This is a genomic window from Pseudomonas sp. R3-41, assembly GCF_054161485.1.
In genome coordinates this window covers 6,144,105-6,169,440 of record NZ_CP096421.1, presented here as the reverse complement: position 1 = coordinate 6,169,440, position 25,336 = coordinate 6,144,105, and the positions used below count along the sequence as shown (strand labels likewise).

21 protein-coding genes are annotated in these 25,336 nt (G+C 62.7%); 11 read left to right on the top strand and 10 right to left on the bottom strand.

Annotation, left to right across the window (positions count from 1 at the left end):
• Positions 1 to 49: 49 nt before the first annotated feature.
• The gene (locus M1D99_RS26665; RefSeq protein WP_458131039.1) at positions 50 to 1,276 is read right to left on the bottom strand and encodes a DUF3426 domain-containing protein; all 1,227 of its coding nucleotides are present in this window, start codon (positions 1,274 to 1,276) and stop codon (positions 50 to 52) included.
• Between the two features lie 30 nt (positions 1,277 to 1,306).
• Positions 1,307 to 2,185 (bottom strand): 50S ribosomal protein L11 methyltransferase, encoded by an 879-nt coding sequence (gene prmA / locus M1D99_RS26660; protein ID WP_434572629.1) that lies wholly within the window; start codon positions 2,183 to 2,185, stop codon positions 1,307 to 1,309.
• 193 nt (positions 2,186 to 2,378) lie between these two features.
• Between prmA and M1D99_RS26655 the strand changes: the two genes are divergently transcribed.
• Positions 2,379 to 6,356 carry a dermonecrotic toxin domain-containing protein gene (locus M1D99_RS26655; RefSeq protein ID WP_458131038.1) on the top strand — a complete coding sequence of 1,326 codons (3,978 nt, stop codon included), beginning with the start codon at positions 2,379 to 2,381 and terminating at the stop codon, positions 6,354 to 6,356.
• A 78-nt stretch (positions 6,357 to 6,434) separates the two neighbouring features.
• Here M1D99_RS26655 and accC read toward each other — a convergent pair whose 3' ends face one another.
• The 5 genes from accC to M1D99_RS26630 form a co-directional block, all read right to left on the bottom strand.
• Complete coding sequence (accC, locus tag M1D99_RS26650) at positions 6,435 to 7,790, bottom strand: acetyl-CoA carboxylase biotin carboxylase subunit (RefSeq protein ID WP_186707891.1); 1,356 nt, start codon at positions 7,788 to 7,790, stop codon at positions 6,435 to 6,437.
• 17 nt (positions 7,791 to 7,807) lie between these two features.
• A complete protein-coding gene (gene accB / locus M1D99_RS26645) occupies positions 7,808 to 8,269 on the bottom strand; it encodes an acetyl-CoA carboxylase biotin carboxyl carrier protein (RefSeq protein WP_060739348.1) in 462 nt (153 codons plus the stop codon).
• 48 nt (positions 8,270 to 8,317) lie between these two features.
• Entirely contained in the window at positions 8,318 to 8,770 is a 453-nt protein-coding gene (aroQ, locus tag M1D99_RS26640; protein WP_018605716.1) for a type II 3-dehydroquinate dehydratase, read from the bottom strand.
• A gap of 459 nt (positions 8,771 to 9,229) precedes the next feature.
• The gene (locus M1D99_RS26635) at positions 9,230 to 11,176 is read right to left on the bottom strand and encodes a methyl-accepting chemotaxis protein (protein WP_458131037.1); all 1,947 of its coding nucleotides are present in this window, start codon (positions 11,174 to 11,176) and stop codon (positions 9,230 to 9,232) included.
• 52 nt (positions 11,177 to 11,228) lie between these two features.
• Positions 11,229 to 12,899: a GGDEF domain-containing response regulator gene (locus M1D99_RS26630; protein ID WP_458131036.1), complete on the bottom strand. Its 1,671-nt coding sequence runs from the start codon at positions 12,897 to 12,899 to the stop codon at positions 11,229 to 11,231.
• 284 nt (positions 12,900 to 13,183) lie between these two features.
• Here M1D99_RS26630 and M1D99_RS26625 point away from each other — a divergent pair, with 284 nt between their 5' ends.
• The 6 genes from M1D99_RS26625 to M1D99_RS26600 all read left to right on the top strand — a co-directional run bounded on the left by M1D99_RS26625 (position 13,184) and on the right by M1D99_RS26600 (position 19,976).
• The gene (locus M1D99_RS26625; RefSeq protein WP_458131035.1) at positions 13,184 to 14,251 is read left to right on the top strand and encodes a DUF2333 family protein; all 1,068 of its coding nucleotides are present in this window, start codon (positions 13,184 to 13,186) and stop codon (positions 14,249 to 14,251) included.
• A gap of 3 nt (positions 14,252 to 14,254) precedes the next feature.
• Complete coding sequence (locus tag M1D99_RS26620; protein WP_434572622.1) at positions 14,255 to 14,812, top strand: NUDIX hydrolase; 558 nt, start codon at positions 14,255 to 14,257, stop codon at positions 14,810 to 14,812.
• A 169-nt stretch (positions 14,813 to 14,981) separates the two neighbouring features.
• On the top strand, positions 14,982 to 15,353 hold the full coding sequence (locus M1D99_RS26615; protein ID WP_003197435.1) for a translation initiation factor Sui1: 372 nt from the start codon (positions 14,982 to 14,984) through the stop codon (positions 15,351 to 15,353).
• Between the two features lie 211 nt (positions 15,354 to 15,564).
• Positions 15,565 to 17,478 (top strand): arginine decarboxylase, encoded by a 1,914-nt coding sequence (gene speA / locus M1D99_RS26610; protein WP_186707901.1) that lies wholly within the window; start codon positions 15,565 to 15,567, stop codon positions 17,476 to 17,478.
• Positions 17,479 to 17,874: 396 nt separating this feature from the next.
• Positions 17,875 to 19,182, top strand: coding sequence for a type VI secretion system Vgr family protein (locus tag M1D99_RS26605; protein WP_458131034.1), 1,308 nt, complete (start codon positions 17,875 to 17,877; stop codon positions 19,180 to 19,182).
• On the top strand, positions 19,179 to 19,976 hold the full coding sequence (locus tag M1D99_RS26600) for a DUF4123 domain-containing protein (RefSeq protein WP_186730139.1): 798 nt from the start codon (positions 19,179 to 19,181) through the stop codon (positions 19,974 to 19,976). The genes M1D99_RS26605 and M1D99_RS26600 overlap by 4 nt, the downstream gene beginning before the upstream one ends.
• Before the next feature lie 6 nt (positions 19,977 to 19,982).
• Here the strand turns inward: M1D99_RS26600 and M1D99_RS26595 are convergent, their stop codons facing one another.
• Both M1D99_RS26595 and M1D99_RS26590 read right to left on the bottom strand, forming a co-directional pair.
• A complete protein-coding gene (locus M1D99_RS26595; RefSeq protein WP_458131033.1) occupies positions 19,983 to 21,329 on the bottom strand; it encodes an MATE family efflux transporter in 1,347 nt (448 codons plus the stop codon).
• A gap of 195 nt (positions 21,330 to 21,524) precedes the next feature.
• A complete protein-coding gene (locus tag M1D99_RS26590; RefSeq protein WP_018607618.1) occupies positions 21,525 to 21,818 on the bottom strand; it encodes a hypothetical protein in 294 nt (97 codons plus the stop codon).
• A 165-nt stretch (positions 21,819 to 21,983) separates the two neighbouring features.
• Here M1D99_RS26590 and M1D99_RS26585 point away from each other — a divergent pair, with 165 nt between their 5' ends.
• Genes M1D99_RS26585 through M1D99_RS26570 form a run of 4 tightly spaced genes read left to right on the top strand, consistent with a single transcriptional unit; the run spans position 21,984 to position 24,256 of the window.
• Entirely contained in the window at positions 21,984 to 22,289 is a 306-nt protein-coding gene (locus M1D99_RS26585) for a MazG-like family protein (protein WP_003186192.1), read from the top strand.
• A complete protein-coding gene (locus M1D99_RS26580) occupies positions 22,286 to 23,035 on the top strand; it encodes a methyltransferase (RefSeq protein WP_434572612.1) in 750 nt (249 codons plus the stop codon). Before M1D99_RS26585 ends, M1D99_RS26580 begins: the two co-directional genes overlap by 4 nt.
• A gap of 25 nt (positions 23,036 to 23,060) precedes the next feature.
• Positions 23,061 to 23,678 (top strand): DUF4136 domain-containing protein, encoded by a 618-nt coding sequence (locus M1D99_RS26575; RefSeq protein WP_186707914.1) that lies wholly within the window; start codon positions 23,061 to 23,063, stop codon positions 23,676 to 23,678.
• Between the two features lie 20 nt (positions 23,679 to 23,698).
• The gene (locus M1D99_RS26570; protein ID WP_186707916.1) at positions 23,699 to 24,256 is read left to right on the top strand and encodes a DUF4136 domain-containing protein; all 558 of its coding nucleotides are present in this window, start codon (positions 23,699 to 23,701) and stop codon (positions 24,254 to 24,256) included.
• Positions 24,257 to 24,481: 225 nt separating this feature from the next.
• Here M1D99_RS26570 and M1D99_RS26565 read toward each other — a convergent pair whose 3' ends face one another.
• A complete protein-coding gene (locus M1D99_RS26565) occupies positions 24,482 to 25,336 on the bottom strand; it encodes a MaoC family dehydratase (RefSeq protein WP_434572610.1) in 855 nt (284 codons plus the stop codon).

Below are 25,336 nucleotides of genomic sequence, written 5' to 3'. Positions count from 1 at the left end.
GGTGGGGTCAGTCAGAAAGCTGCCGTCAATTGGCCGACCCTGGCCGGCTTCATTCGGGGGAATGGAAGCTCAGACTGTAGTTCACCGCCTTGGGGCCCGGATCCAGGATATCCAGTGCGATGTGGATGGGCGTCTGCGGCGGCATTTCGCCGCGGCCCTCAAGGTCGCCGCCCAGGTACTCCCCGGGCTTGAAGCGGCGGCTGGCGATCAGGTGCCCGTTGAGGTCGGCAAAGCGCAGCTCCAGCAACGGAAAAGGTTGGGAGAAGGGCGCACGGTTGTAGATGATCGCGTCCACTATCAGGGCGCCGCTGAATTCCGGATGGCTGCGCACTACCAGGTTGCTGCTCTTGATCTTGGCGATGTCGACCTTGGACGGTACGTCGCAGCCGATGGTCGGGCAGATTTGCAGGAACCATGGCCGGTACTGGTCTTGGCGGGCCAGTTCTTCGAAATGGTAGGCGATGTACTGGCCACCCAGGGCTGCGGCGGCGAGCAGGATCAGCAGAATCCACAACAGGCGTCGGCCCCAGGGCGAACGACGTTTGCGCCAGTCCAGATGCAACGGGTCGTCGTCCAGGTCGTGGAGGGCTTCGGCGCGTATGCCCGGCTCCTGGCGCTCCCGTGACTTGCGCAGTGGCAGCGGTGGCTCGGGTTCGTCGTCGTGGTCGTCGGTAGCGGACAGGCGCTCGAGGTGTTCTTCGGGCTCGTCGTCCGGTGCGAGGTGGAGTGGGGCGACGGGTTCGTCGTCCGGTTCCAGCGGTTCGAGGGCCAGGGACAGGGACGGTTCGGTACGCGGCGGCCGCGCCGGTTCGTGGGGTTCGAACGGTTCGAAGGGCGTATCGAGGACGGTTTCGACGGGTTCGTCCGAGGTTTCGCTGTACAGGCTGTCGGGCCAGGCTTGTTGTTCGCCGGAAAGCGAATCGCGTTGCGCGCTCAGGTTGTCTTCCCGACGCCGACCGGCACTGCCTGGGGCGCGATTGTCACGTCGCTCCAGGCGCGCCAGTTCCTTGTCCAGGTCGTCCAGGTCCAGCTCGGCGGCGCTCCATTGTTTCTGGCTGATGGCCCGGGGTGGGGCTTCGGCGGCAGGCTTGGCGGGCGGCGCGACGGCGGGCGCGACTGGCTTGCCCGTGCGTTGTTCCAGCAGCTGTCGTGCGGCATTGAACACTTGCAGGCACGAGCCGCAACGAACCACCCCGCGGGCCACGCTCAATTGAGCATGGCTGACGCGAAAACGGGTGTGGCAATGCGGGCACTGGGTGACGAAGCTGTCAGTCATGCGGCAATCCGGTGGATACAGGCGCTCATTCTAGCGCCGACGTCCGGTGATGCGCACCCAGCCATCGCGATTGGCGATCGGGTCCAGGTCAAAGTCCGCGGCATAAGCGGCGGCGACTTCTTCGCCCTGTTCGGCGAGGATGCCCGACAGTGCCAGGCGTCCACCCGGCTTGACCAGGCTCGACAGTTGCGGCGCCAGGGACACCAGCGGGCCGGCCAGGATGTTGGCCACCAGCACGTCGGCCTGGACCTGGGGCAAGTCCTGCGGCAAGTACAACGGGAACAGGGATTCGGCGATGTTGTTGCGACCGGCGTTGTCGCGTGAGGCTTCCAGGGCCTGGACGTCGATGTCGGTGCCGACCGCTTCCTTGGCGCCCAGCAGGAGCGCGGCAATCGCCAGGATCCCCGAGCCACAGCCGAAGTCCAGTACGTTGCAACCCTTCAGGTCCTGGCCGTCGAGCCATTCCAGGCACAGCGCGGTGGTCGGGTGGGTGCCGGTGCCGAACGCCAGGCCCGGGTCCAGCAACAGGTTGACCGCATCCGGCTCCGGCGCGGCATGCCAGCTCGGGACGATCCACAGGCGCTGGCCGAAACGCATCGGCTGGAAGTTGTCCATCCAGCTGCGTTCCCAGTCCTGGTCCTCGATCACTTCGCTGTGATGCTCGGGCAGCGGGCCGCCGGTCAGCAGTTCCAGATGGGCAAGCACACTGGCCGCCTCGGTGCCGCCTTCGAACAGGGCCAGCAGGTGGGTGTGGGACCACAGCGGCGTGGTGTTGAGCTCCGGCTCGAAGATCGGCTGGTCTTCGGCGTCCATGAAGGTTACCGATACGGCACCTACTTCAAGAAACGCGTCTTCGTAGGTTTCGGCTTGTTCCGGGCTGATGGCCAGACGTACTTGCAGCCAAGGCATGGCGGGCACCTTTGAAAAAATCGACAGGGGGCAGCAGCGGGGCTGCAAAGGCGCGCAGTGTACGCCAGGTCGCCATCAAAGTGGATAAGGGAGGCCTGGAAGGTCCGGATGGGTGTTCCGATATATATATGTACGCCAATAGCCTGTCGCGAGGTGGATAAGGTGCGGGTCCAGACAACAGGGAAGGATGTGCATGGACAATACGACCGAGTGGCAGCGAAACAGGGATGGCGCGGTGCTGGTATCTGCGTCAAGGGGCCCCTCGCCCCAGTTGACGCTGGAAAAGTGGGCGCGCTGGCAAACCGTCATCGGTGCACGAATGCGAACCCAGTTGGGGCTGCTGGAGGTGCTGGAAGAGTACCTGCTGGTTGAACTTCGCACTCGTTATCAGCAAGGCAACGTCGATTCACATTACATCGCCACGTTGCTCGACACGGTCCTGCAACGGATGGTCGACCAGGCACCCTTGGATTATGAGGAACAACGAGATGCGCCGTATCGCTGGCCTGGGGGGGCTGACCTTGGGTTTGCGGCGGAGCGCCGGGATGCCGTTGCCCAGATGGTGGAGGGGACTGTCTCGGGCTTCATCAACCACTACAAGGATTACCTGCGACGACATTGGAGGATGGCAGTCGATGATACCTCCCTTGAAGCGTCCATCGGCGAGCAGCTCACCCGCCATTCAACGGCAGTCGACGCGATGTTCCAACCCGATCGATTGGCCGCAATGGACGTTGAAACACTGCGCGCGGAGATTGAGGAGCTAGAGGTTTCCTGGCGTCGGCTGGTGCAATGGACCACGTTGGCAACCCAGCAGGAGCGGCAGCAATTGGCGGCGTTGGCGCGCGTGCAATTGCCTGATTGGCTACGCTGGCTGGGCGAAGTGGATCGAAACTGGCTGGAGACTTTGCAATCGCACGCCGTGCAAGCGCAGGCTCTGGTCGACGATTTGCTCGACGGCTTCGGCTCGCTGAAAGCATTCGCCCGACGTCAGGCCAAGGACTACATCAGGCATGAGCTGGACATGGATGTCGAGCCGGATAATGTCCGCGTGCAATTGCAGTGGCGAACCGTCATTGGCCAACCCGTGCGAACCAATAGCCTGAGCGAGTGGGTGGCAGCGGGCCTGATCAGGCCAGATGCCGTCTCGGTATTGCTGGTGGAAAATGGCGACATGTTACGCAACCAGCCCCTGGCACCCGCGTTCATCAGCCAATTGCTGGCTGTAGTGGATGCGTCGGCTGACTATTTGCCCGCATTGTCGAGCCGATATAACCGCGCGGACCTCAAGGACGCCATGCTCGATTGGTTCATGGCGCGGGTGAAGTACAGCGCGTATGTCGCACGTTGCGCCGGTCAGATGACGGTAGTCAGCCACGGTGAGCTCAACGCGTTATGGGGGAGTGAGCCCTCGGCGCAAACCTTGGGCGGATTGCAAGTCTCCAACGTTCAGTTACCCGGTGCCTTGACCTGCGCCGATCTGTTGCTGTTTTACCGTCAGGACGTGCGTGGGGAAGCCAGCCAGCTGTTGTTGTATGCCCCAGGCAAGCCAAATGGCCAGGAATGGATCAGGTTGGCTTCGCTTCGGGCCGTCAGTGCGGAAATCGGAGGCTGGACCGCAGCCGAAGCCGGTCGCGAGTATTTATTACAGCAACTTTCACCGGTCGATCGTTCCAGGGGCCGGGAATACTTCGTCAACGTGACGGAGAAACCAACCCTATGGGATTTGAACGCTGATCCCAGGGGGAGGGTACGAGGTTTCGCGGCATGCCTCGAACATGCTGTGCTAACGGGGTTGCGCCATAACCTGATGCAGGTGGATATGAGCGAGTCGCCTCGTTGGTATTCGGCGTTGCCGTTGGAGTCGCGACGGAACATCAGTGGCTTGGGCCAGGAGTTCCGGGTTCATCAGCAGGTTTTCAATGATCAACTCGCTGATTATGAAGTCTTCTTGAGCTTCGCCAAACGTACCGTCGCGCAGGCGATTGAACCCTACATGCGTAGCAAGGGCGTGTACGAGCCCGTGGATCCCGAAACGGTGCTTATCGACTACCAGCCAGGGTTGGCTGGCCAGGGAAAGGTCGCCACCTTGTTGGAATTGGCGATTCATGGCTATGACGATAACTCAGGCATCGATAATCCCAACAAAGGTGTGCGCTCCTCGGTTGGGCAGGCGCTGGAGCAGGTCCGCAGTGCTGACCTGGCGCGCTACATTCGCAGGGCGTACCTGGGCGAGCAATACGCCAGGCAGGTTCGCGCCGGCTTCCTCGACACCCGTGCGCCGGAATACTCGAAGCGTCGCGCCGCTTGTCGCCACATGCTGTTGGCGAGGATGGATCGTGACTTGCGTATCGCCTATGGCCAGTCTTTGTTAAGCGCTGATCAATTCAAATGGCTCACCCGCCAAGTCACGCTATTGAGCGACAACGGGCTTGATGACCGAGCCAAATATCCCGGCACGGCCGTGACACGTGAAGGTGTGCTCAAGTTTACCGTCGGCGGGCATGTGGTATTGGGCGTCTATGTGTTTGCCTACTTTGACCCCAAGGGTTCCTACTGGCTCTACATGCCCGATGCCCCGGACGGCATCCTGTTTCGCAACTACCTGGCGTTCGCCGGGGGCATCGCCGCGCGGTTGCATGATTATGTGCTGGAGCGGGTAGCGTTGACGGCGCGTTCCGAGGTTGGCGGTTCGCTGCGAGCCCTGGCGGCCGGTTCTTCGCGCGTCGATACATTGCGAGAGTTCAATCGGGTGGTCGACATCGGTGCAGAGTTCGACGCCTGCATCGAGCGCGCGATAACCGATGTGGAGGATGTCACCACCAGTCGCGCCGAGGTCATCAAGCATCAGGTCATCAAAGGACTGCTGCTTGCGGCTGTGCCCGTGTGCATGGTCTATCCGCCCTTTGTCTTGCTGCTGGACCTCACCTTTATCGGCATCAGTACCAGGCAGGCGATCGTGGCACATGTGCGAGGCGATACCCAGGAGGCACTTGAACAGTGGCTGGCCGTGTCCTGGGGGGCGTTGTTCGCCGTGCTGGGAGCGGCCAGCATGGCGGCAGTACTCGGGCGGACGGCGATGAACCTGAAGCTTGCGCTGAGGCCCCTGTCGTTGTCGGCGCAGCGCTTGAAAAGAACCGCGCCATCGGCCGCTGCCAAAGAAGCCGGGCCGCTGGTCCAGCCCCTGCGCTTGAAGCCAGGGCAGGCAGTCAAGGCAACGCCCGAGAACCTGAAGCCGGTAACCGAGGAGGGTATCTTCTATGGGACCTACCGTAGCCCGCCCAGCGTATCGCAACCGCGAGCCGCCTATTACATTCGGAGCCGAGGCCGGTATTTCCAAGTCAAGGAAGACCCTTATTTCGGTGGCGTGTGCCTGGTGGACGCCAGCCGGCCCGGCGCGTTATACAAACTGCCCATCCGCAGAATGGCGAATGGCAAGTGGGCGCATAACATTGTCGGCTTGAGGGGCGGCAATGACGGTGTGCGCTATTTGGGACGAGTCGATGATTTGCGGGAGGCATTTCCCGGGCGCATCCCCCCCAGCGTGACGAGAGGGGCGATGCAGGGCGAGACCGTCGTAGCCAGGTTCAGCGAGGCGGCGACGGACAATTATCTGTTCTCGTTGAATGCACAGACCTGTGTGGTCGCGTCGATGTACAACCCCGCCACCCGGATGGGGGCAGTCATTCATTTCGATCACAACATTCGAAAACTCATCGAGCGAGGCATCAAGGCTGTAACGTCGCGCCTGGGCGGACCTGCGAAAGACGTTCGTGTCACCCTGGTGGGCGGAGACTGGCTGACGGGGGCGGACATTGGTGAGCCGGTCAGGCAGGTGATGAGGCGCCAAGGCTTCCAGCCAACCTGGGATTACTGGTCGTATTCGTCTTGCTTTGGCAATACCTACGGTGTTTCGCTGGATCTAAAAAACGGTATCACATCGGTCTTCAAGACATCACAGAGCCTGGTCGAGCGCTATTACATCCCGGTGCTGGCTCGGGCGAAAAACAGTTCCGACCCCGTATCGACGCGTGCGCGTAAATTCATGGCGCGCGTGCGCAGTGAACCGCTGGTGGTCAATGCCAATGGTGCTGTTCGCACCCGCCAGGGCAGGCCGGCGACTGCGGCGCAACTTGAAATGAACGAGTTCTCGCTGGTTGTGTTGACCTGATCCTTGATTCCGAGACCGCTGTAAAAAAAAGACCCCGGTTCAAATGAGCCGGGGTCTTTTTCTACATCCCTTGGAACATCAGTGCTGGTTACCCAGCTTGTGCTCCAGGTAATGGATGTTGACGCCGCCTTTGCAGAAGCCTTCGTCACGTACGAGGTCGCGGTGCAGCGGGATATTGGTCTTGATCCCGTCCACTACGATTTCGTCCAGCGCATTGCGCATGCGCGCCATGGCTTCTTCACGGGTCGCCCCGTAGGTGATCAGCTTGCCGATCAGCGAATCGTAGTTCGGCGGAACGGCGTAGCCGCTGTACAGGTGCGAATCGACACGAACGCCGTTGCCGCCCGGGGCATGGAAATGCTTGACCGTGCCTGGGCTTGGCATGAAGGTCTTCGGGTCTTCGGCGTTGATCCGGCATTCCAGCGAATGGCCGCGGATGACCACGTCATCCTGGGTGAACGACAGCTTGTTGCCGGCGGCGATGCTGAGCATCTCCTTGACGATGTCGATACCGGTGACCATTTCCGAAACCGGGTGCTCCACCTGAACACGGGTGTTCATTTCGATGAAGTAGAAACGACCGTTCTCGTAGAGGAACTCGAAGGTACCGGCGCCGCGATAGCCGATGTCGATACAGGCCTTGACGCAACGTGCCAGGACTTCCTGGCGAGCCTGCTCGTCGATGCCGGGTGCTGGCGCTTCTTCGAGGACCTTCTGGTGACGACGTTGCAGCGAGCAGTCGCGGTCGCCCAGATGGATGGCTTGGCCCTGGCCGTCGGACAGTACCTGGACTTCGACGTGACGTGGGTTGGTCAGGAATTTTTCCAGGTAGACCATCGGGTTGCCGAACGCCGCGCCAGCTTCGGAGCGGGTCAGTTTCGCCGAGGAAATCAGGTCTTCTTCCTTGTGCACCACGCGCATGCCGCGACCACCGCCGCCGCCAGCGGCCTTGATGATCACCGGATAACCCACTTCGCGACCGATGCGCAAAGCGGTTTCTTCGTCTTCAGGCAGCGGCCCGTCGGAACCCGGAACGGTCGGCACGCCGGCGGCAATCATGGCGTGCTTGGCCGACACCTTGTCGCCCATCAGGCGGATGGTGTCGGCTTTCGGACCGATGAACGCAAAACCGGAGTTTTCCACCTGTTCGGCGAAGTCGGCGTTTTCCGCCAGGAAGCCGTAGCCAGGGTGAATGGCGGTGGCGCCGGTCACTTCGGCAGCGGCGATGATCGCAGGGATGTGCAGGTAGGAGTGCGCAGCCGACGCCGGACCGATGCAGACGGATTCGTCCGCCAGGCCCAGGTGCATCAGTTCTTTGTCGGCCTTGGAGTAAACGGCGACGGTCTTGATGCCCATCTCTTTGCAGGCACGCAGAATCCGCAGGGCGATCTCACCGCGGTTAGCGATCAGAACTTTTTCCAACTTCGCAGTCATCAAAGGCTCCCCGCGGTTCAAACGATGGTGAACAGCGGTTGGTCGTACTCAACCGGCTGGCCGTCTTCGACGAGGATGGACTCGATCACACCGCTGGTTTCAGCTTCGATGTGGTTCATCATCTTCATGGCTTCGACGATGCACAGGGTGTCGCCTTTCTTCACGGTCTGGCCGACTTCAACGAAGGACGGCGAGGATGGCGAAGACTTGCGATAGAACGTGCCCACCATTGGTGAACGCGCGACAGTACCGTTCAAGGTTGGTGCTGCCGGTGCGGCGGGGGCTGCGGCGGCAACCGGGGCTGCTGGAGCTGGCGCGGCGGCCGGAGCCTGCATCGGGGCCGGTGCATAGAACTGCTGGGCCGGGGTCTTGCTGTGGCGGCTGATGCGTACGGACTCTTCGCCTTCCTTGATCTCAAGCTCGTCGATGCCGGACTCTTCCAGCAATTCGATCAATTTCTTAACTTTACGGATATCCATGAATCATCAACTCCCAAGGGTCGGTCAGGGGCGCTTAACGCTTGTTGTTCAAGCTGTTGCCTGTTTCTCAAGCTGCTCTAGGGCGGCCTCCAGGGCCAGTCGGTAACCGCTGGCGCCAAGGCCGCAGATCACTCCCACTGCTACATCGGAGAAGTAGGAGTGATGGCGGAAAGGTTCGCGTTTGTGCACGTTGGACAAATGCACTTCGATGAATGGGATGCTCACCGCCAGCAGCGCGTCACGTAATGCGACACTTGTGTGTGTAAAAGCTGCTGGATTGATCAAAATGAAGTCCACGCCTTCGCCACGCGCGGCATGGATACGGTCGATCAATTCATATTCGGCGTTGCTTTGCAGATAGAGCAAATGATGGCCGGCGTTGCGGGCCCGCTGTTCCAGGTCCTGGTTGATCTGGGCCAGGGTCACGGCGCCGTAGACGCCCGGTTCGCGGGTGCCCAGCAGGTTCAGGTTGGGTCCGTGCAGGACCAATAGGGTCGCCATCTGCTGTTCCTTGTTATCTGTGAGCAGGTATCAGAACCCGGCGACTATGCCGCAAAGCCTTAATGACTGTCCAGTTCTCGGCAATAGCCAGCACGATGACCGATGTTTGCGCGAAATTTATGACCCAGGCCCGTGATCCGGTCATACGGTTGGAAACCGAACCCCTGTGGGAGCGAGCTTGCTCGCGATGACGGCTGCACAGCCAACACCAATGCAAGCTGACCCACCGATATCGCGAGCAAGCTCGCTCCCACAGGCGGTGGCGGTTGACGGTGAGTGTTCACTTTCTCTCGGAATCGACCCGGTGGCGAGGGAGCTTGCTCCCGTTGGGCTGCGCAGCAGCCCCAAGACCATCCAACACGGTGTGTCGGAAAAAACCAGTAGGCAGGTTCTACGACTGCTGCGCAGCCGAGCGGGAGCAAGCTCCCTCGCCACAGTGAGCCATACCGTTTCTAGGTGCTAAACCCGAAACGCCTGGACTGCGGTGTGCAATTGCCCGCCCAGCACCAAGAGATGGTCGCCTTGCTCCCGGCCCTGGCCGATGCGCAGCAGGTTGTCCCCGCCCAGTTGGTGAATCCGCTCGCTATGGTCGCGGATTTCGCTGACGGCGCCGCTTTGTTGGGCGGTGACGTCGGCGATGCGGACCGCTGTGTCGGCGATGGTCTGGATGGCGCCGACGATTTCATCCAGGGCACCGTCGGCCGCTTGCGCCTGGCTGGCGGTGGCTTCGGCGTGTTCGACCTGGGCGCGCATGCCGTCCACCGATTGGCGCGCGGCCAGTTGCAGGCGGGCGATCAGGGTCTGGATTTCGGCGGTGGCGCCGGCCGTGCGTTGGGCCAGGGAGCGGACTTCCTCGGCCACCACCGCAAAACCCCGGCCCATTTCCCCGGCACGGGCTGCTTCGATGGCGGCGTTGAGGGCCAGCAGGTTGGTCTGGTCGGCAATCGAGCGAATCACCGTCAGCACGCCGCCGATAGTGGCCGACTCCTCGGCCAGTTGTTCGATCATCTGCGCGTTGCCTTGCACTTCCCCTACCAGCGCGTGCAGGCCCGTGAGGCTCAGGCCGATGACTTTCTGCCCTTGCTCCACTGCTTGCCCGGCGCTGCGGCTGGCGTCTGCGGCCTGGCTGGCGTCGCCGGCGACTTGCTGGATCGTCGCTTCCAGTTCGCTGAGGGAATCACGGATCAGCGCCGTGTCGCCGGCCTGATGCTCGGCCCCGCTGTGCAATTCGCCGCTCAGATCGGCCAGGGCCCGGCTGCTGCCCGCGACCTGTTCGGCATTCACCCGAATGGTGCCCACCAGGTCCACCAGATAAGCGCGCAGGCGATTGAGCGAAGCCTCGATGTCTTGCATTTCACGGTTGCTGGCGCCCACGTGGATGCTCCGGCTGAAGTCCCCTTCGGCCCAGGTCGACAGGGCCGGAGCCAGGTGCGTCAAGGTGCGGGCCAGGCGTCGCTGCAAGGTGTCGATCAACAGTGCGATCAGCAGGATCAGGCCGATCATCACCCCCTGAATCAAGCGTACCTCCCCCTGGATCTGCCCATGCTGGGCCCGCACGGCCGGCTCCAGGGTATCGATCGCGGTTTGCACGTCGGTGATTTTCAGGTGCGTGGCGCTGCTTAGCTCGGTGCGTTTCTGGATCAATTCACGGGTGCGGGTCAATTCCGCCGGATAACGGCCGAGCAGGCTGTTGAGTTCGCGCTTGAGGGCGATGCCAGCGTCTTCGGCGGCGGCTTTTTCCTGAGTCTCCAGGCCCATCAGCGCGGCGAAATCGTCGCTGCCCGAATCGCTGCTGGCGGTGACACCCAGCAGCGGCAGGCTGTCGAGGCGTTCGGCTTCGATACGGATGCTCGCCAGTTCCCGTTCGACATCAGTGGCCAGTTCGCTGCGGCCGCTGCTGACCAGTTTGTCCCGCGTGAGGGACAACCGGCCCAGGTGCTGCGACGCGGCGAACAAGGGAGGCAAGTAGGCCGGGGCACCGTTGGCGTATTGGGCCAGTTGATCGAGGCTGGCGCTCAGTTCGCGCTCGGCCTGCAGCAGCAACGCCTGCGGATCGCCGGCCAGTTTGCCGGCGGCCAGCAGATCGGTCTTGCCGAAGCTATCGAGGTTCGACAGGCTCGGACGCAAGGTTTTGGCCAGCTCCAGGGGAAACTGGTCGAGGTCTTTTTGCAGCGTTTCCAAGGCCTGGGTGGCCGCGCTCAGGCGCAAGGCGTCGCCGCTGGCCAGGTAGTCCTCGATGTTGCGCGCCACTTCGCCCTGGAACTGCCGCGACAGGCCCAGATAACGCTCCATCAGCAAGTAGGGCCGCTCCAGGGCGATCTGCGACCACCATAGGGTGGCCCCGAGGCCCAGGCAAACGGCAACTAAAAGAAGGGTGTTGAGATTGGTCAGCAGCTTCAGGCGCATCAAGGGTCTACCGGGGGCAGAATCGTAAGTGCCTGAATTTATTGCGCTTGAGTTACAGGTTTATGACTGAATCAGTCGATTCCGATGAAAAAGTGGCACTTTGCTTTGATTGACGGGCGCTCTGTACCCGGTTGCGTCCGGCGTGCTTGGCGCGATACAGCGCTTCGTCCGCCTGGCTGGCCATCATCAGGCTGTCGGAGTCATCGCTCATTTCCACCACGCCAGCACTGAAGGTGCACCACAAATCATGGGGCTGGGCCGGGTAATGGATTTCGGCAAAGCGCTGGCGAATCTCATCCAACACCTTGCAGGCAGCGTCGATGTCGGTGTCGGGCATGACAATGGCGAACTCTTCGCCGCCGTAACGGCCGATGAAGTCGGTCTTGCGCAGGCGTTGCTTGAGAAACAGCGCCAGGCTCTTGATCACCCGGTCGCCCATGGGGTGGCCGTGGCTGTCGTTGACCCGTTTGAAGTGGTCGATGTCGAGCATGGCGAAGCTCAGGGGCTTGCCTTCGCGGCGGGCGCGGAAGCTGCAATCTTCGAGTAATTGCAGGATGTGGGTGTGGTTGTACAGGCCGGTGAGGCTGTCGCGCACCATCCGCGCCTTGAGGTTGCGCGCCCGGGCCGCACGGTTGCGCACGGTGGTGATCAGGTGCCGAGGCTTGATCGGCTTGGTCAGGAAGTCGTCGCCACCTTCGCTCATGGCGTCGAGCTGCTTGTCCAGGTCGTCTTCGGCGGACAGGTAGATGATCGGCACGCTGACGTAGCGGTCATTGTGGCGGATCACCTTGGCCAGTTCCGTGCCGGTGCAGGCGGGCATGTACATATCGAGGATGATCAGGTCGGGCTGGAAATCCGCCAGCTCGGCCATGGCCTGGATCGGTTCGATCAGCGTGCGGGTAATGATGCCGGCGCTGTTGAGCAGGCGCTCGGTGTGCAAGGCCTGGGCACGGGAGTCATCGATGATCAGCACTTTGTAGGGATCGTATTGGGCAACGCAGGTCAGCACCTCGATCTTTTCCAGCAGGCTCGAGGCTTCGAGGGTGCCGGTGAGGAATTCCTGCCCGCCGGCGCGTACCGCGGCCAGGCGTGTCGGCGTGTCGGTTTCCAACAAACTGAAGAACAACAGCGGCAAAGGTTGCTCCAGGCCTTCCTGGGCTTCGGCGGCCAGTTTCAGGCCGGTGCCGGGGCCGCTGAAGTCCACATCCATGACAATCGCCGCCGGCAGGCGCTCGACCATCGAGGCCCGGAACGCCGCGACACTGTCCAGCGCCTGGGCGCTGAGGCCGAAGAATTCCAATTGCTTGGCCAGGCGCTCGGCGCGGTCATGGTCCTGCAGCATCACGTAGATGGGTTTGCGCAGCGGCGGCAGGAAGGTTTGTTCGAGCTGGTCGCCGTGGCGCAGGCCGGTGCGCGACAAACGCTGCATCAGGCGGTTGATTTCGGTGATCAGGTGGCTGCTCAGGCGCCCACGATTGGCATTCACCGCTTGCAGCGACTGGCTGATGCCTTGGGCCAGTTGGGAGTGCTCGGGCTGTTCGAAGCGCTCGGCAAAGCGCAGCAGGCGCAGATTGGCTTCGCTGAGTTCCGAGAGGTCGGTGCTTGACCATTCGCTGCGTTGCAGGCGCTGCCAAATCTCCAGGATCTGACGAGCCTGATGAATTACCCGCTGGGCAAAGTGGTGCTTGAGGCGCTCACGGCTGGGGTCTTCTGGCTCGGTCATATCCTGACTACTAGTTAGGGTGCATGCTGAGATCGACTGGTGGCTCTATGCTAGCACCTCTTTTCCCTCGCATGAGTGTCGTACGTCAATATTCTGTCCAGTCGCGAAATTCAGTTTGTGACTGGACAGTCTCGTAGGCCGATGGCAACGCTTCCTTTATAGTGCTGTTCGATTGCCCTGTCGCGCCCGGCATGATTGGCGCCGCATTATCGCGTTTCAAATCAGGCACGATGGCGTAGGGTTGTGGTCGACACGAGAACTCAAGTGATTGAAGGAACATCGCCATGCTGGACTGGAAAAACCGCGCGGGCAGCGCGCCTGAACGCGCCGCCGAGCCGAAATCGGCCACCCGCAGCTACCTGGGTGGGCTTTTTTTCAGCCGCGCACTGGCCACGCTGATCGCCCTCTACCTGCTGGTGACCATTGCCCTCGGCTGGTACTGGAGCCAGGAGCCCGCGTTGTTCCCTGTGCAGCAGAACGCCCAGGCCGCGGCCGAGAAGGACGGTCGGCAGATGGTGGTGGGCTACACCACGGTCGAGACCCTCAAGACCGTGGCCGGGACCTTGCTGACCAAGCAAGGTGGCTACATCTCCAACGACCGCTTCCCGCCGGGCCTGTGGATGGACAACATGCCGAGCTGGGAATACGGCGTGCTGGTGCAGGTCCGCGACCTGAGCCGCGCCCTGCGCAAGGACTTCGCCCGCTCCCAGTCCCAGTCCGCCGAGGACGCCGACCTGGCCAAGGCCGAGCCGCGCTTCAACTTCGACAACCGCAGCTGGGTGCTGCCCTCCAGCGAATCCGAATACCAGGAAGGCATCAACTCCCTGAGCCGCTATCAGGCGCGGCTGTCCGACCCGAACCAGAAAAGCGCGCTGTTCTACGCGCGCGCCGACAACTTGAACAACTGGCTGGGCGACGTCGGCACGCGCCTGGGTTCGTTGTCCCAGCGCCTGTCGGCCAGCGTTGGCCGGGTCAAGCTCAACACCTCGCTGAAAACCGAAGTTCCGGCCCCGGGCCAGGTGCCGCAGGTGGACGAAGAGGTGGTCGAGACCCCATGGCTGCAGATCGACAACGTGTTCTATGAAGCCCGCGGCCAGGCCTGGGCGCTGTCGCACCTGCTGCGCGCCATCGAAGTGGACTTCGCCGATGTGCTGGCGAAAAAGAACGCCACGGTCAGCGTGCGGCAGATCATTCGTGAACTGGAAGCGTCCCAGGAACCGGTCTGGAGCCCGATGATCCTCAACGGCAGCGGCTTCGGTGTGTTGGCGAACCACTCGCTGGTCATGGCCAACTACATTTCCCGGGCCAACGCAGCGGTCATCGACTTGCGGCAACTGCTGAACCAGGGTTGATCCATGAACGAAAGCCCCCGGGAGGTCGCTCACCGAGTGGCCTCGGATGCCGAGTTGATCGCGTGGGTCGACGAGCACGACAACCTGCTCGGCAGCCTGGTGCGTTCGGAGTTGCGCGAACGCGGGCTGATCGGACGTGGCACCTACATCATGCTGTTCAACTCGGCCGGTGAACTGTGTGTTCACCGGCGCACCCTGAGCAAGGCCATCTACCCGGGGTTCTGGGACGTGGCGGCGGGCGGCATGGTCCAGGCCGACGAGACCTATGCCGAATCGGCGGCCCGTGAACTGGCGGAGGAGCTGGGCGTGAGCGGCGTGGAACTGACCGCCCATGACCATTTTTATTTCGAAGACCCCGGCAGTCGCCTGTGGTGCTCGGCGTTCTCGGCGGTGTGGGACGGCCCATTGGTCCTGCAACCCGAAGAAGTCCTCGAAGCGCGTTTCCTGCCCCTCGAACAGGTGCTCGATGAAATCCAGCGCATGCCTTACTGCCCGGACTCCCTGGCGGCACTTGAGCGCTATTTGCGCGTCCACGGTGGCAGCGTCGCAAAGAAGCTATAAATTGGCGCTGATTGGCCCTTAGCAAGTCGCCTTTTTGCCGTTACACTGCGCGACTTTTCAAGCTGAACCGTGTCTGCGGTCCAGTAGCGCTGCCCCTGCCTGAGTGGGGTTTCGCGGTCGAGGCCCATTCTCCCCTCGACCAGTCTTTGTCCTCCCAAGAGGATTGCCGGTGGCCAAAAAAGCCGCATCCTTCGCCGCCCTGGGCGGCCTGGTATTTTCTACCGACGCCGGTCGTCATTGCCCTGATTGCCGTCAGCCGGTGGATGCCTGCATCTGCAAACAGACCGCCATCCCCGCCGGTGACGGCATTGCCCGTGTGCGCCGGGAAAGCAAAGGGCGCGGCGGCAAGACGGTGACCACGATCACCGGTGTGCCGTTGGCCGAAGACGCGCTCAAGGAACTGGCCACCACGTTGAAGAAACGCTGTGGCACCGGTGGTGCGTTGAAAGACGGCATCATCGAGATCCAGGGCGATCACGTCGAGCTGCTGCTGGCGGAACTGGTCAAGCACGGCTTCAAGGCAAAGAAATCCGGCGGCTAGCAGCTTCTGTGAAAACCACCCTCGGCTTGACCCGGACTCGCCGTCCGAGGTCGCCCGCATGGTTTTCACAGAGCCTGTTCTGAACGGGTTTCTAAACTCATCGCTGGGAGCAGGGTCTACCTTGCTAACAGGCAATTCGTCATTTTCACTCTCTAGACTGCCCCAGCCTCCGACCGGATGGTGCATTTTGACTTCTTTATAGGGGACTTCGATGTCCGTACGACGCACACGCAAAGACGATGGCAGCCAATGGACAGTTGCGGACAGCCGCAGCGTTTACGGGATTCGCCATTGGGGGGCCGGGTATTTCGCGATCAATGAAGCCGGTCGCGTCGAAGTCCGTCCGAACGGTCCAGGCAGTTCGCCCATCGACCTGTTCGAGCAAGTCGACCAGTTGCGCCAGAGCGGCCTCTCGCTGCCGTTGCTGGTGCGCTTCCCCGACATCCTGCAAGACCGTGTGCGCCAGCTCACCGGCGCGTTCGACAGCAACATCGCGCGCCTGGAATACCAGAGCAAGTACACCGCGCTCTACCCGATCAAGGTCAACCAGCAGGAAGCGGTGATCGAAAACATCATTGCCACCCAGAACGTCTCCATCGGCCTGGAAGCCGGTTCCAAGCCGGAGCTGCTGGCGGTGCTGGCCCTCGCACCGAAGGGCGGGACCATCGTCTGCAACGGCTACAAGGACCGCGAGTTCATCCGCCTGGCGCTGATGGGCCAGAAGCTTGGCCACAACGTTTTCATCGTCATCGAGAAAGAGTCCGAAGTCGGCCTGGTGATCGAAGAGGCCGCGGTGCTCAAGGTCAAGCCACAGGTCGGCCTGCGGGTGCGCCTGTCGTCCCTGGCGTCGAGCAAGTGGGCCGATACCGGTGGCGAGAAGTCCAAGTTCGGCTTGTCGGCCGCGCAACTGCTGTCGGTGGTCGAGCGTTTCCGCGCGGCTGGCCTGGACCAGGGCATCCGCCTGTTGCACTTCCACATGGGTTCGCAGATCGCCAACCTGGCGGACTACCAGCATGGCTTCAAGGAAGCGATCCGTTACTACGGTGAGCTGCGCAACCTCGGCCTGCCGGTGGATCACATCGACGTCGGCGGCGGCCTCGGCGTGGACTACGACGGCACGCACTCGCGCAATGCCAGCTCGATCAACTACGACATGGACGATTACGCCGGTGTCGTGGTTGGCATGCTCAAGGAATTCTGCGACGCCCAGGGCCTGCCGCACCCGCACATCTTCTCGGAAAGCGGCCGCTCGCTGACCGCTCACCACGCGATGCTGGTGGTGCAGGTGACCGACGTCGAAAAACACAACGACGACGTGCCGGCGATCGACAACAAGCAGGAACTGCCGGAAACCGTGCAATGGCTGGTTGACCTGCTGGGCCCCACCGACATCGAGATGGTCACCGAGACCTACTGGCGCGCCACGCACTACATGAGCGACGTGGCGGCGCAATATGCCGACGGCAAGCTGACCCTGGCGGAAAAAGCCTTGGCCGAGCAGTGCTACTTTGCCGTGTGCCGTCGCCTTCACAACTCGTTGAAGGCCCGCCAGCGCTCGCACCGCCAGGTGCTGGACGAACTCAACGACAAGCTGGCCGACAAGTACATCTGCAACTTCTCGGTATTCCAGAGCCTGCCGGACACCTGGGCCATCGGCCAAGTGCTGCCGATCCTGCCGCTGCATCGCCTGGACGAAGAGCCGCTGCGCCGCGCCGTGCTGCAAGACCTGACCTGCGACTCCGACGGCAAGATCAAGCAGTACGTCGATGAGCAGAGCATCGAGACCAGCCTGCCGGTGCACGCCCTCAATCCCGGTGAAGATTACCTGCTGGGCATCTTCCTGGTGGGCGCCTACCAGGAAATTCTCGGCGACATGCACAACCTGTTCGGCGATACCGACTCGGTGAACATCTACCAGAACGCCGACGGCAGTGTGTACCACGCAGGCATCGAAACCCACGACACCATCGAAGACATGCTGCGCTACGTGCACTTGTCGCCAGAGGAGTTGATGACGCACTACCGCGACAAATGCGCCAGCGCCCGCATCAGCGCCGCCGAGCGCACCCAGTTCCTCGATGCGCTGCGTTTGGGGCTGACGCGTTCGTCGTATCTGTCGTCCTGATAGAAGATAGCCCCACAGCCGCTCCCTCAAGGTTGGCGCGATTCACTGTGGCGAGGGAGCTTGCTCCCGCTGGGCTGCGCAGCGGACCCATTCGTTGTGGCTGCTTCGCACCCAAGCGGGAGCAAGCTCCCTCGCCACAGGATTGCATCAGGTCCACCTCTTGGCTGATCAACACTGCCCGCCGGGGCTGTCAGAAAAAACACCGTACATTGCGGTTTTTTCGGACAGTCCCGGAGGGCATTTTTGTTTATGCCACGGCTATTTCTTCACACCGGTTCATTTAATCGGCGATGTCCTTATTTCATGTAGTCCCTTTCCTAACTTGTACTTGGCCCCTCTACGCGGCCATGTCGGTCGGCGAGAATCCCCGGTCGCCCCTCCTGTAGAGAAACGCCGATGTCCGATTCAGCCCGCGAGCCAGCTTTTCGTCTGGAGATAGCCGGTCTGCCCGAGCCCGTTGACGTGGTCGCTTTTACGGGCAGTGAAGCGATCAGCGAACCCTTCGTCTATGAAGCGGAGCTGCCATTGCTCGATCCGAGCCTGGACTTGGCGGGCTTGCTGTACCGCAGCGTCTGGTTGAGTTTCGGAGCGCCAGGCCGAGGCATTCATGGGCAGATCCATGAGTGGGTCCAGCATTCCCATGGCGCCGGCTGCCGGGTGCGTATCAGCCCCAGGCTGGCCTGTCTGGCTCAGCGCTTCAACCAGCGAGTGTTCAGCGCCCGCTCGGTGCCGCAGATCATTCGCCAAGTGCTCAAGGCCCATGGCATCAGCGGGCGCAGCCTGTGCCTGGACCTGAGTGGCGATTACCCACCGCAGGATTTCTGTACCCAGTATCGGGAATCGGACCTGCAGTTCCTCCAGCGCGTGTGCACCCAAGCGGGTATCCACTTTCATTTCGAACACGCCCGCGACGGGCATTGCCTGGTGTTCGCGGACAACCCGCACAGTTTTCCCCCTGCCGGCCAGGCGGTCTATGCGGACGACGGGCCGACTGCCGCGGTGCGGACCTTCAGCGTGCAAACCGCTGTGGCGGGGCAGCAAGTCGCCCAGGGTCGTAGCGACCTGACGAACCTGCACGCGGGCCAGATACTGACGCTGACGGCCCATCCGTTTGCCAGCTGGAACCGGCGCTGGCTGTTGACCAAGGTTGAGCATCGCGCCCAGGCGGGCATGTATGGCAATCATTTCAGGGCCATTCCCCGGGGCGTGCTGTTCATGCCGGACAACGTCCCGGTCAAGCCCCGCATGGCAAGCCGGCAACGCGGTTGGGTCGTGGCGGTTGACGAGCCTCCGGTGCTCGGGGCAGGGCGCGTGGCGGTGGAGTTCGACTGGGTCTATCAGGGCGAAGGTTCCAGTCCCAGCCATTGCTGGTTGCCTTTGGCGCCCGAGCTGGCGGCTGGCGGGGTGGACGCGATGGGTGACGGTACCGAGGTGCTGGTGAGCTTTATCGAAGGCGATCCGGATCGGCCGTTGATCAGTGCATTTCTGAGCGAGCCTGCCTCGGTAGAGGGCGCGGATGAGTCATTCTCGGGCGAAACACTTGGGCCATCCGTGGTCGATCCGGTGCTGTTGTCGGCGCTGCGGGAGGCCGAGCCGCTGGTCTTGTTGTGCCTGTTGCCCGAAGGCGGGCCTTTCAACCCTTGCACCCAACCCCGGTGCACCTGCCGCATGCTCATGGGCCGCGGCGCGGGCATTGCTCGATGAGCGCCGTGGCCGTGCCTGGATCGACGCCGCAGTGGTTGTTGCTGGACGCACCGAGTGCGCCTGAGGCGGTGCAGCGTGTTCACGCGCAGTTCGCCGATGCCCAGCACTTTGCCCTGTTCGAAGGTACTGAGCTGCATGGGCTTCGCGACCACGGCCCGCTGTTGGTGGATCTGCGCCAATCGCCCGCGTTGACGAGTCTTTGCCACCTGGACCCGCGCGCCTGGCCAGGGCTGTTGCTGGCCTGTCCACAGCCTGCGGTGCAATTACTGGCGCATCTGCGGCGCATGCTGACGGTGACGCTGGGCCTGCATCACAAAGCCTTGTTGAATTACTACAACCCGCACACCGCCAGCTATTTCTTCGACGGTTGCGACGCCCATGAACTCAGTTGCTGGCTGGGTCCGATCAGCCTGTTGCGCTGGTTCGGCGGCACATGGGCCGACCGGGCGATCGGCAGCCAGGGCTGGCAGCAACTGTCCAACCCCGGATTGCCGGTGGCGGCGTTGGAGAAGGAGCACGGCCTCAGCGATCGACAGCAGGGCCAGTTGCAGCGCTGCCTGCTGGAGCGTCACGCGTGGCAATGGTCCCATTCCACCGGCCGTGATTACCGCCGGCTCTGGGAGGATGTGCAGCAGGGGCTGGCGCTGGGTTTTACCGAGCGGACGGTGCTCGACGACTGGCTCTGGCTGCGACTGCAATACCCCAATGCCCGGCTCTTGCCGGGGCCGGAGGGTGGTTCGCAACGCGAGCGGCTCGATCACCTGCGGCGACGCTGGCAGGGCCGTCAGGGTTGAGGACTATTACGTCGGCGCGCCGAGCCAACGGTCGTGCCGCTGTAAGTGCCAGGCAAACGCACCGAGGGTGAGGCTGCGCAAGGCCATGAACAGCAGGAAGGTGATCCACAGTCCATGGTTGCCCAACCCCAGCAGCATCCAGGCGATTGGCGCCACCAGCAGCAGGGTCAAGACCATGCCGTTGCGCATTTCCCGGGCGCGGGTGGCACCGATGAACAGGCCGTCGAGCAGGTAGCTCCAGACCGCGATCAGCGGCAAGGTCGCCAGGTAGGGCAGGTAGCCATAAGCGGTGGCGCGTACGTCGGGGATGTCGGTCTGCATGTCGATGAAGACGTGGCCGGCGAGCAGGAACAGCAGGGCAAAGCCGAGGCTGGCAATCAGCGACCAACCGCCGGCCACCACCAGCGAACGACGCAGGGCGAGGTGGTCGCGAGCGCCGATGGCATGGCCGCACAACGCCTCCACGGCGTGGGCGAGGCCGTCCAGGGCATGGGCGGTCAACAGCAGGCCGTTGAGCAGCAGGGCATTGGCTGCCACGGTCGCGTCCCCCAGGCGCGCTCCTTGCACCGTGATCAGGAAGAACACCGCTTGCAGGGCCAGGCTGCGAATGAAAATGTCCCGGTTCACCGCCAGCAGCGGACGCCAGTTCCGCCAAACGCCCAGGGCTGCCCAGGCGATTTGTCCGGGCCAGGCCCGCAGTGTCTTGCGAGCCAAGGCCAGGCCAACCAGCGCACCGGTCCACTCGGCAATCACCGAGGCCCGGGCCGAACCGGTCACGCCCCAGTCCAGGCCGATCACGAACCACAGGTTCAGGGCGATGTTGACCAGGTTGGTCACCAGCAGGATCGCCAACGGCGCCCGGGCATTCTGGGCGCCAAGGAACCAGCCCACCAGCGCATAGCTGGCCAGCGCCGCCGGCAAGCCGAAGAGCCGGGTATGGAAGAAGTCGCGGGTCAACTGGTTGAGCTCAGCGGACGGCTGCATGAAGTGCAAGGCCACGTTACTCAACGGCACGCCGACGGCGCCGAGCAACATCGCCAACCCCATCGCCAACAGCAGGCCTTGCAGCAACACTTGCCGCAACGCCGCGCCGTCACCCCGCCCGGCGGCCTGGGCGGCGAACCCGGTGGTGCCCATGCGCAAGAAACCCATGGCCCACGCCAGCACCGTATACAAACTCGCCCCGACCGCCACCGCGCCCAACTGATGGGCATGGGGCAAGTGGCCGATGACCGTGCTGTCCACCAGCGCCACCAGCGGTACGGAAATGTTCGAGAGGATCATCGGCGCAGCCAATGCCCAGACCCGGCGATGGGTGAGGCGGTCGCGCCAGTCGGTGATCAGGTTGGGCATGCGGGCTCCTTGATGGAGCGCGATTGTAGCGGGTTCTTGCCTGCTCGTTCCCTGCGGAACTTGGATTCATTGGCGAGGGAGCTTGCTCCCGCTGGACTGCGCAGCCGTCCCCAAAAACAGGGCCGCTGCGCGCCCCAGCGGGAGCAAGCTCCCTCGCCACAGAGTGTTGTGTCAGGCGAGGGGATGCTGGAGGCTCTAGTGAATGATCCAGCTCAACAACCACAACCCCAGCACCAGCCAGATGATGCCCATGACGATCGAGGCCCGCATGAACGCGCGAATGGCCGAGTACAGCAGCATCAGCCCGAGGATCAGGGCGATGATGCTGATGATCGAGGTGTCCATGCCCAGGGTGCGTGACAGCCCGTCGACGAAGTTGCCGCCGGCGTTGGCCAGGGTGTTGAAGAGGCCGCTGAGCAGGTCGACGATGAACCGGATCACCGAACCGAGCGCCTGGCCGAGCCATTCGAAAAAGCTTTCTGCCTGCATATGTGCATCCTGATGGGAGGGAATCTGCGTTGAGCCGTTGGCTCCTGATTGTAGGAGCTGTGGCGGCCGAGTTGGTTCGATTATGGGGCAAACCGCCGCTTCGTACCGAGGACTCTTGCCTTCCCCGATCATCCCCGTGAAGCTATGCGCATTCAGGAGAACCCGATGAACCTTGTTGAACTGACCGAACGCCTGCATGCCATTCGCGATCGTAACGATTGGCGGCAATTTCACAGCCCGAAAAACCTCGCCATGGCCGCCAGCGTGGAAATGGCCGAGCTGGTGGAGATTTTCCAGTGGCTGACCGAGGATCAGTCCCGCCAGTTGCCGGCGGACAAACTGGCCCACGCCGGGCAGGAAGTCGGTGACATCGTGTTGTACCTGTTGCTGCTGTGCAGCGAGTTGGGCCTGGACATGGACGCCGTGGTGCGCAGCAAGCTGGCGGACAGCGAACGGCGGTTCGGCCAATGAGCGACCGTCATTTCGATCAGCTCGCCACGCGTTTCGCGGAGAAAATCTACGGCGGGGCCAAGGGCGCGATCCGCCTGGCAGTGCTTCAGGCCGACCTGCTGGAAAGCTTGCCGCAACGCCCGTTGCGCGTGCTGGACATCGGCGCCGGCCTGGGCCATATGTCGTTGTGGCTGGCCGAGCGCGGCCACCAGGTGACCCTGGCCGAGCCGGCCGAACCCATGCTCGAAGGCGCCCGCCAACGCTTTGCCGAGGCCGGCCAGCAGGCCACGTTTATCCAGGCGCCGTGGCAGGACCTGCTCGGCCAGTTGACCGAGCCTTACGACCTGGTGCTGTGTCACGCGGTGCTGGAGTGGCTGGCCGAGCCCCACGCGATCCTGCCGGTGTTGCACCAACTCACGGTCCCGGGCGGTTGGTTGTCCCTGGCGTTCTACAACCGTGACGCGTTGGTCTATCGCAACCTGCTCAAGGGGCATTTTCGCAAGTTGCGCAAAAACGACATGGCCGGCGAAAAACAGAGCCTGACACCACAACAGCCCCTTGATCCGCGCGAATTGGCGGCGCAACTTGAAGGCCTGTGGCAGGTCGAAAGCCAGAGTGGCGTGCGGGTTTTCCATGACTACATGCCCGTAGAATTCCAGGGGCGGGTGGAGCTAGCGCAGTTGCTGGAAATGGAACTGGCCCACCGTCGCCATCCGGCGTTTGCCGGGTTGGGGCGTTATCTGCACTGGATGTGTCGTCCCCTCTGATCTGAACGTGCAATCGGAGCGCGAAATGAAAGGTCGTTCAGGGTTGTTGGTGCTGTGCCTGGGGCTGGTGGCCTGCCAGGGCAGCAATCCCTATGTCGCCACGTCCAACCCGCTGCCGCCGGCGCCGCCCGAGGCCGCCACGGTGTTCGACCGTAGCGCCTATCCGGCGCCGCCCCGTGATTACGGGCGCTATCGCAGTTGGGCCTGGCGTGACGGGCGTTTGCCACCGGGCACTGCCTGGGCGGATTCGGCCCAAGTGGCCGAAGCGGTGAGCAATGCCCTCGACCAGCGGGGCCTGCGGCCGCTGCATGACAACCGGCCCGCCGACCTGTTCGTCAGCGCCGACCTGCGCCTGGAAACCCGCGTGCGTCAGGTTCGGGACGACTATGATGCGGGGTACTACGGTGGCTACAACCGTTACGACCGCTACGGTCCGGGTTATGGCGTGTACCGTCCGATGCCGATGGTGCGCACGTATCAGGAACAAGTCGTGGTGGTTCGGGTGGACCTGTTCGATGCCCGCACCGGTCAGCCGGTGTGGAGCGCCAGCGCCGAGACTGGCCAGCGGGGCAGCCAGACCGAGCGCACCGACGCCATTCGTGAAGCGGTGGAAAAAGCCCTGTCGGCGTATCCGCCAAGTTGATTACGCAACGGAGAAAAACCATGTTTCGCCGTCTTGCTCTACTGGCCTTCACCTTGCTGCTGGGGGCCTGTGCTTCTAACCAGGTCAATCATGACTTCGACACCAGCCGTGATTTCGCGGCATACCGCAGTTGGAGCTGGAAAGACCCGGCGCTGCAATATCGTCCCGATGACCCCCGTATCAAGAGCGACCTGACCGAGCAGCGGATCCGCCAGGCGGTGGCCGATCAACTCGACCAGCGCGGCCTGCGTCCGGCCGCGGCAGGTGGGCGCGGCGATGTGCTGGTCCAGGCCTATTTGATTGTCGAGGACCGCCAGCAGCAGGTCACGACCAACTATGGCGGCGGTTGGGGCGGCCCTTGGAACGGGTATTGGGGCGGACCGATGTACAACGAAACCCGCAACATCAGCTACAAGGTCGCCACCGTACAGATCGACCTGCTCGATGGCAAGGACGGCAAGCTGGTGTGGCGTGGCAGTGATGAGCAATTGCTCAGCAACTCCCCCAACCCGACCGACCGCAACACGGCTGTGCGAGAGACGGTCGGGCGGATCCTGTCCAACTACCCGCCGCGCTGAGTGGGGTGATTCAAGATGGATGCAAGCTGACCCACCGCCATCGCGAGCAAGCTCGCTCCCACAGGGATTGGTGGTGGCTATCGGATCTATGAACATCCCTGGACAAACTGTGGGAGCGGGCTTGCTCGCGAAGACGGCTGCACAGTCACATTGATTCAGACTGACCCACCGCTTTCGCGAGCAAGCCCGCTCCCACAGGGGGCGCGGTGAATACCATCGACCTGCTCAGGCCACCGGCCGCCACGCTCCCACCATATGCTCCAGCGCCCCGGCGCCCATCAGTTGCAGTTGCCCACTGGAGCCCGCCGCGCTGGCCAGCAGGGTCACTTCGCTGGGCAGGCGCACTGGTTTTTTGAAGGTCACGTCAATTTCGATGTTGGCCTCGGCCAGGTGGTCATCCAGCGCCGCCAGGGTCCTGGCCTTGTTCCACAGACCATGGGCGATGGCGGTGGGGAAGCCGAACAGCCGAGCGCTCATGCCACTCAGGTGGATCGGGTTGTAGTCGCCGGAGACCTTGGCGTACTGCCGACCGATGTCAGCCGGTGCGGCCCAACGCGCGACTTCAATCAAGGGCAAGCTGGCCTCGGGCGAGTCGTCCACCAGTGCGCCGTCAAGCTGGACCCCTTTGCACAGCATCTGGCTCCGGGCTTCCCACAGCGGCCCCAATTGATCATCGAGGCGGGTCACCAGGTCGAAGACCGCGCCCTTGGCATGGGCTTGCAGGTTCTCGACGTGGACGCTGGTCCGCACCTGGCCGACCCCGCCCATGGGCCGCAATACACGAATGCGGTTGCTCAAGTGGATCAGCCCCAACAACGGAAAAGGGAAGTCCCGCCCCGTGAGCAATTGCATTTGCAGGGCGAACGCCAAGACGTGGGGATAGGTCGGCGGCAGCAGTCCGTTATCGACGAAACCGCAAACCTTGCGATAAGCCGCCAGCCGTTGCGGGTCGACCTGGAGCACCTGGCGCAACCCTTCCTCGGGCAAGGTCGTTCCGGTGACCTTGCGCCGTGTCGCCGCTTTCGAATAAAGCCCGGACATGGAGGGCGGGCTGCTGACGTCATGCCATTGGATCGTCAT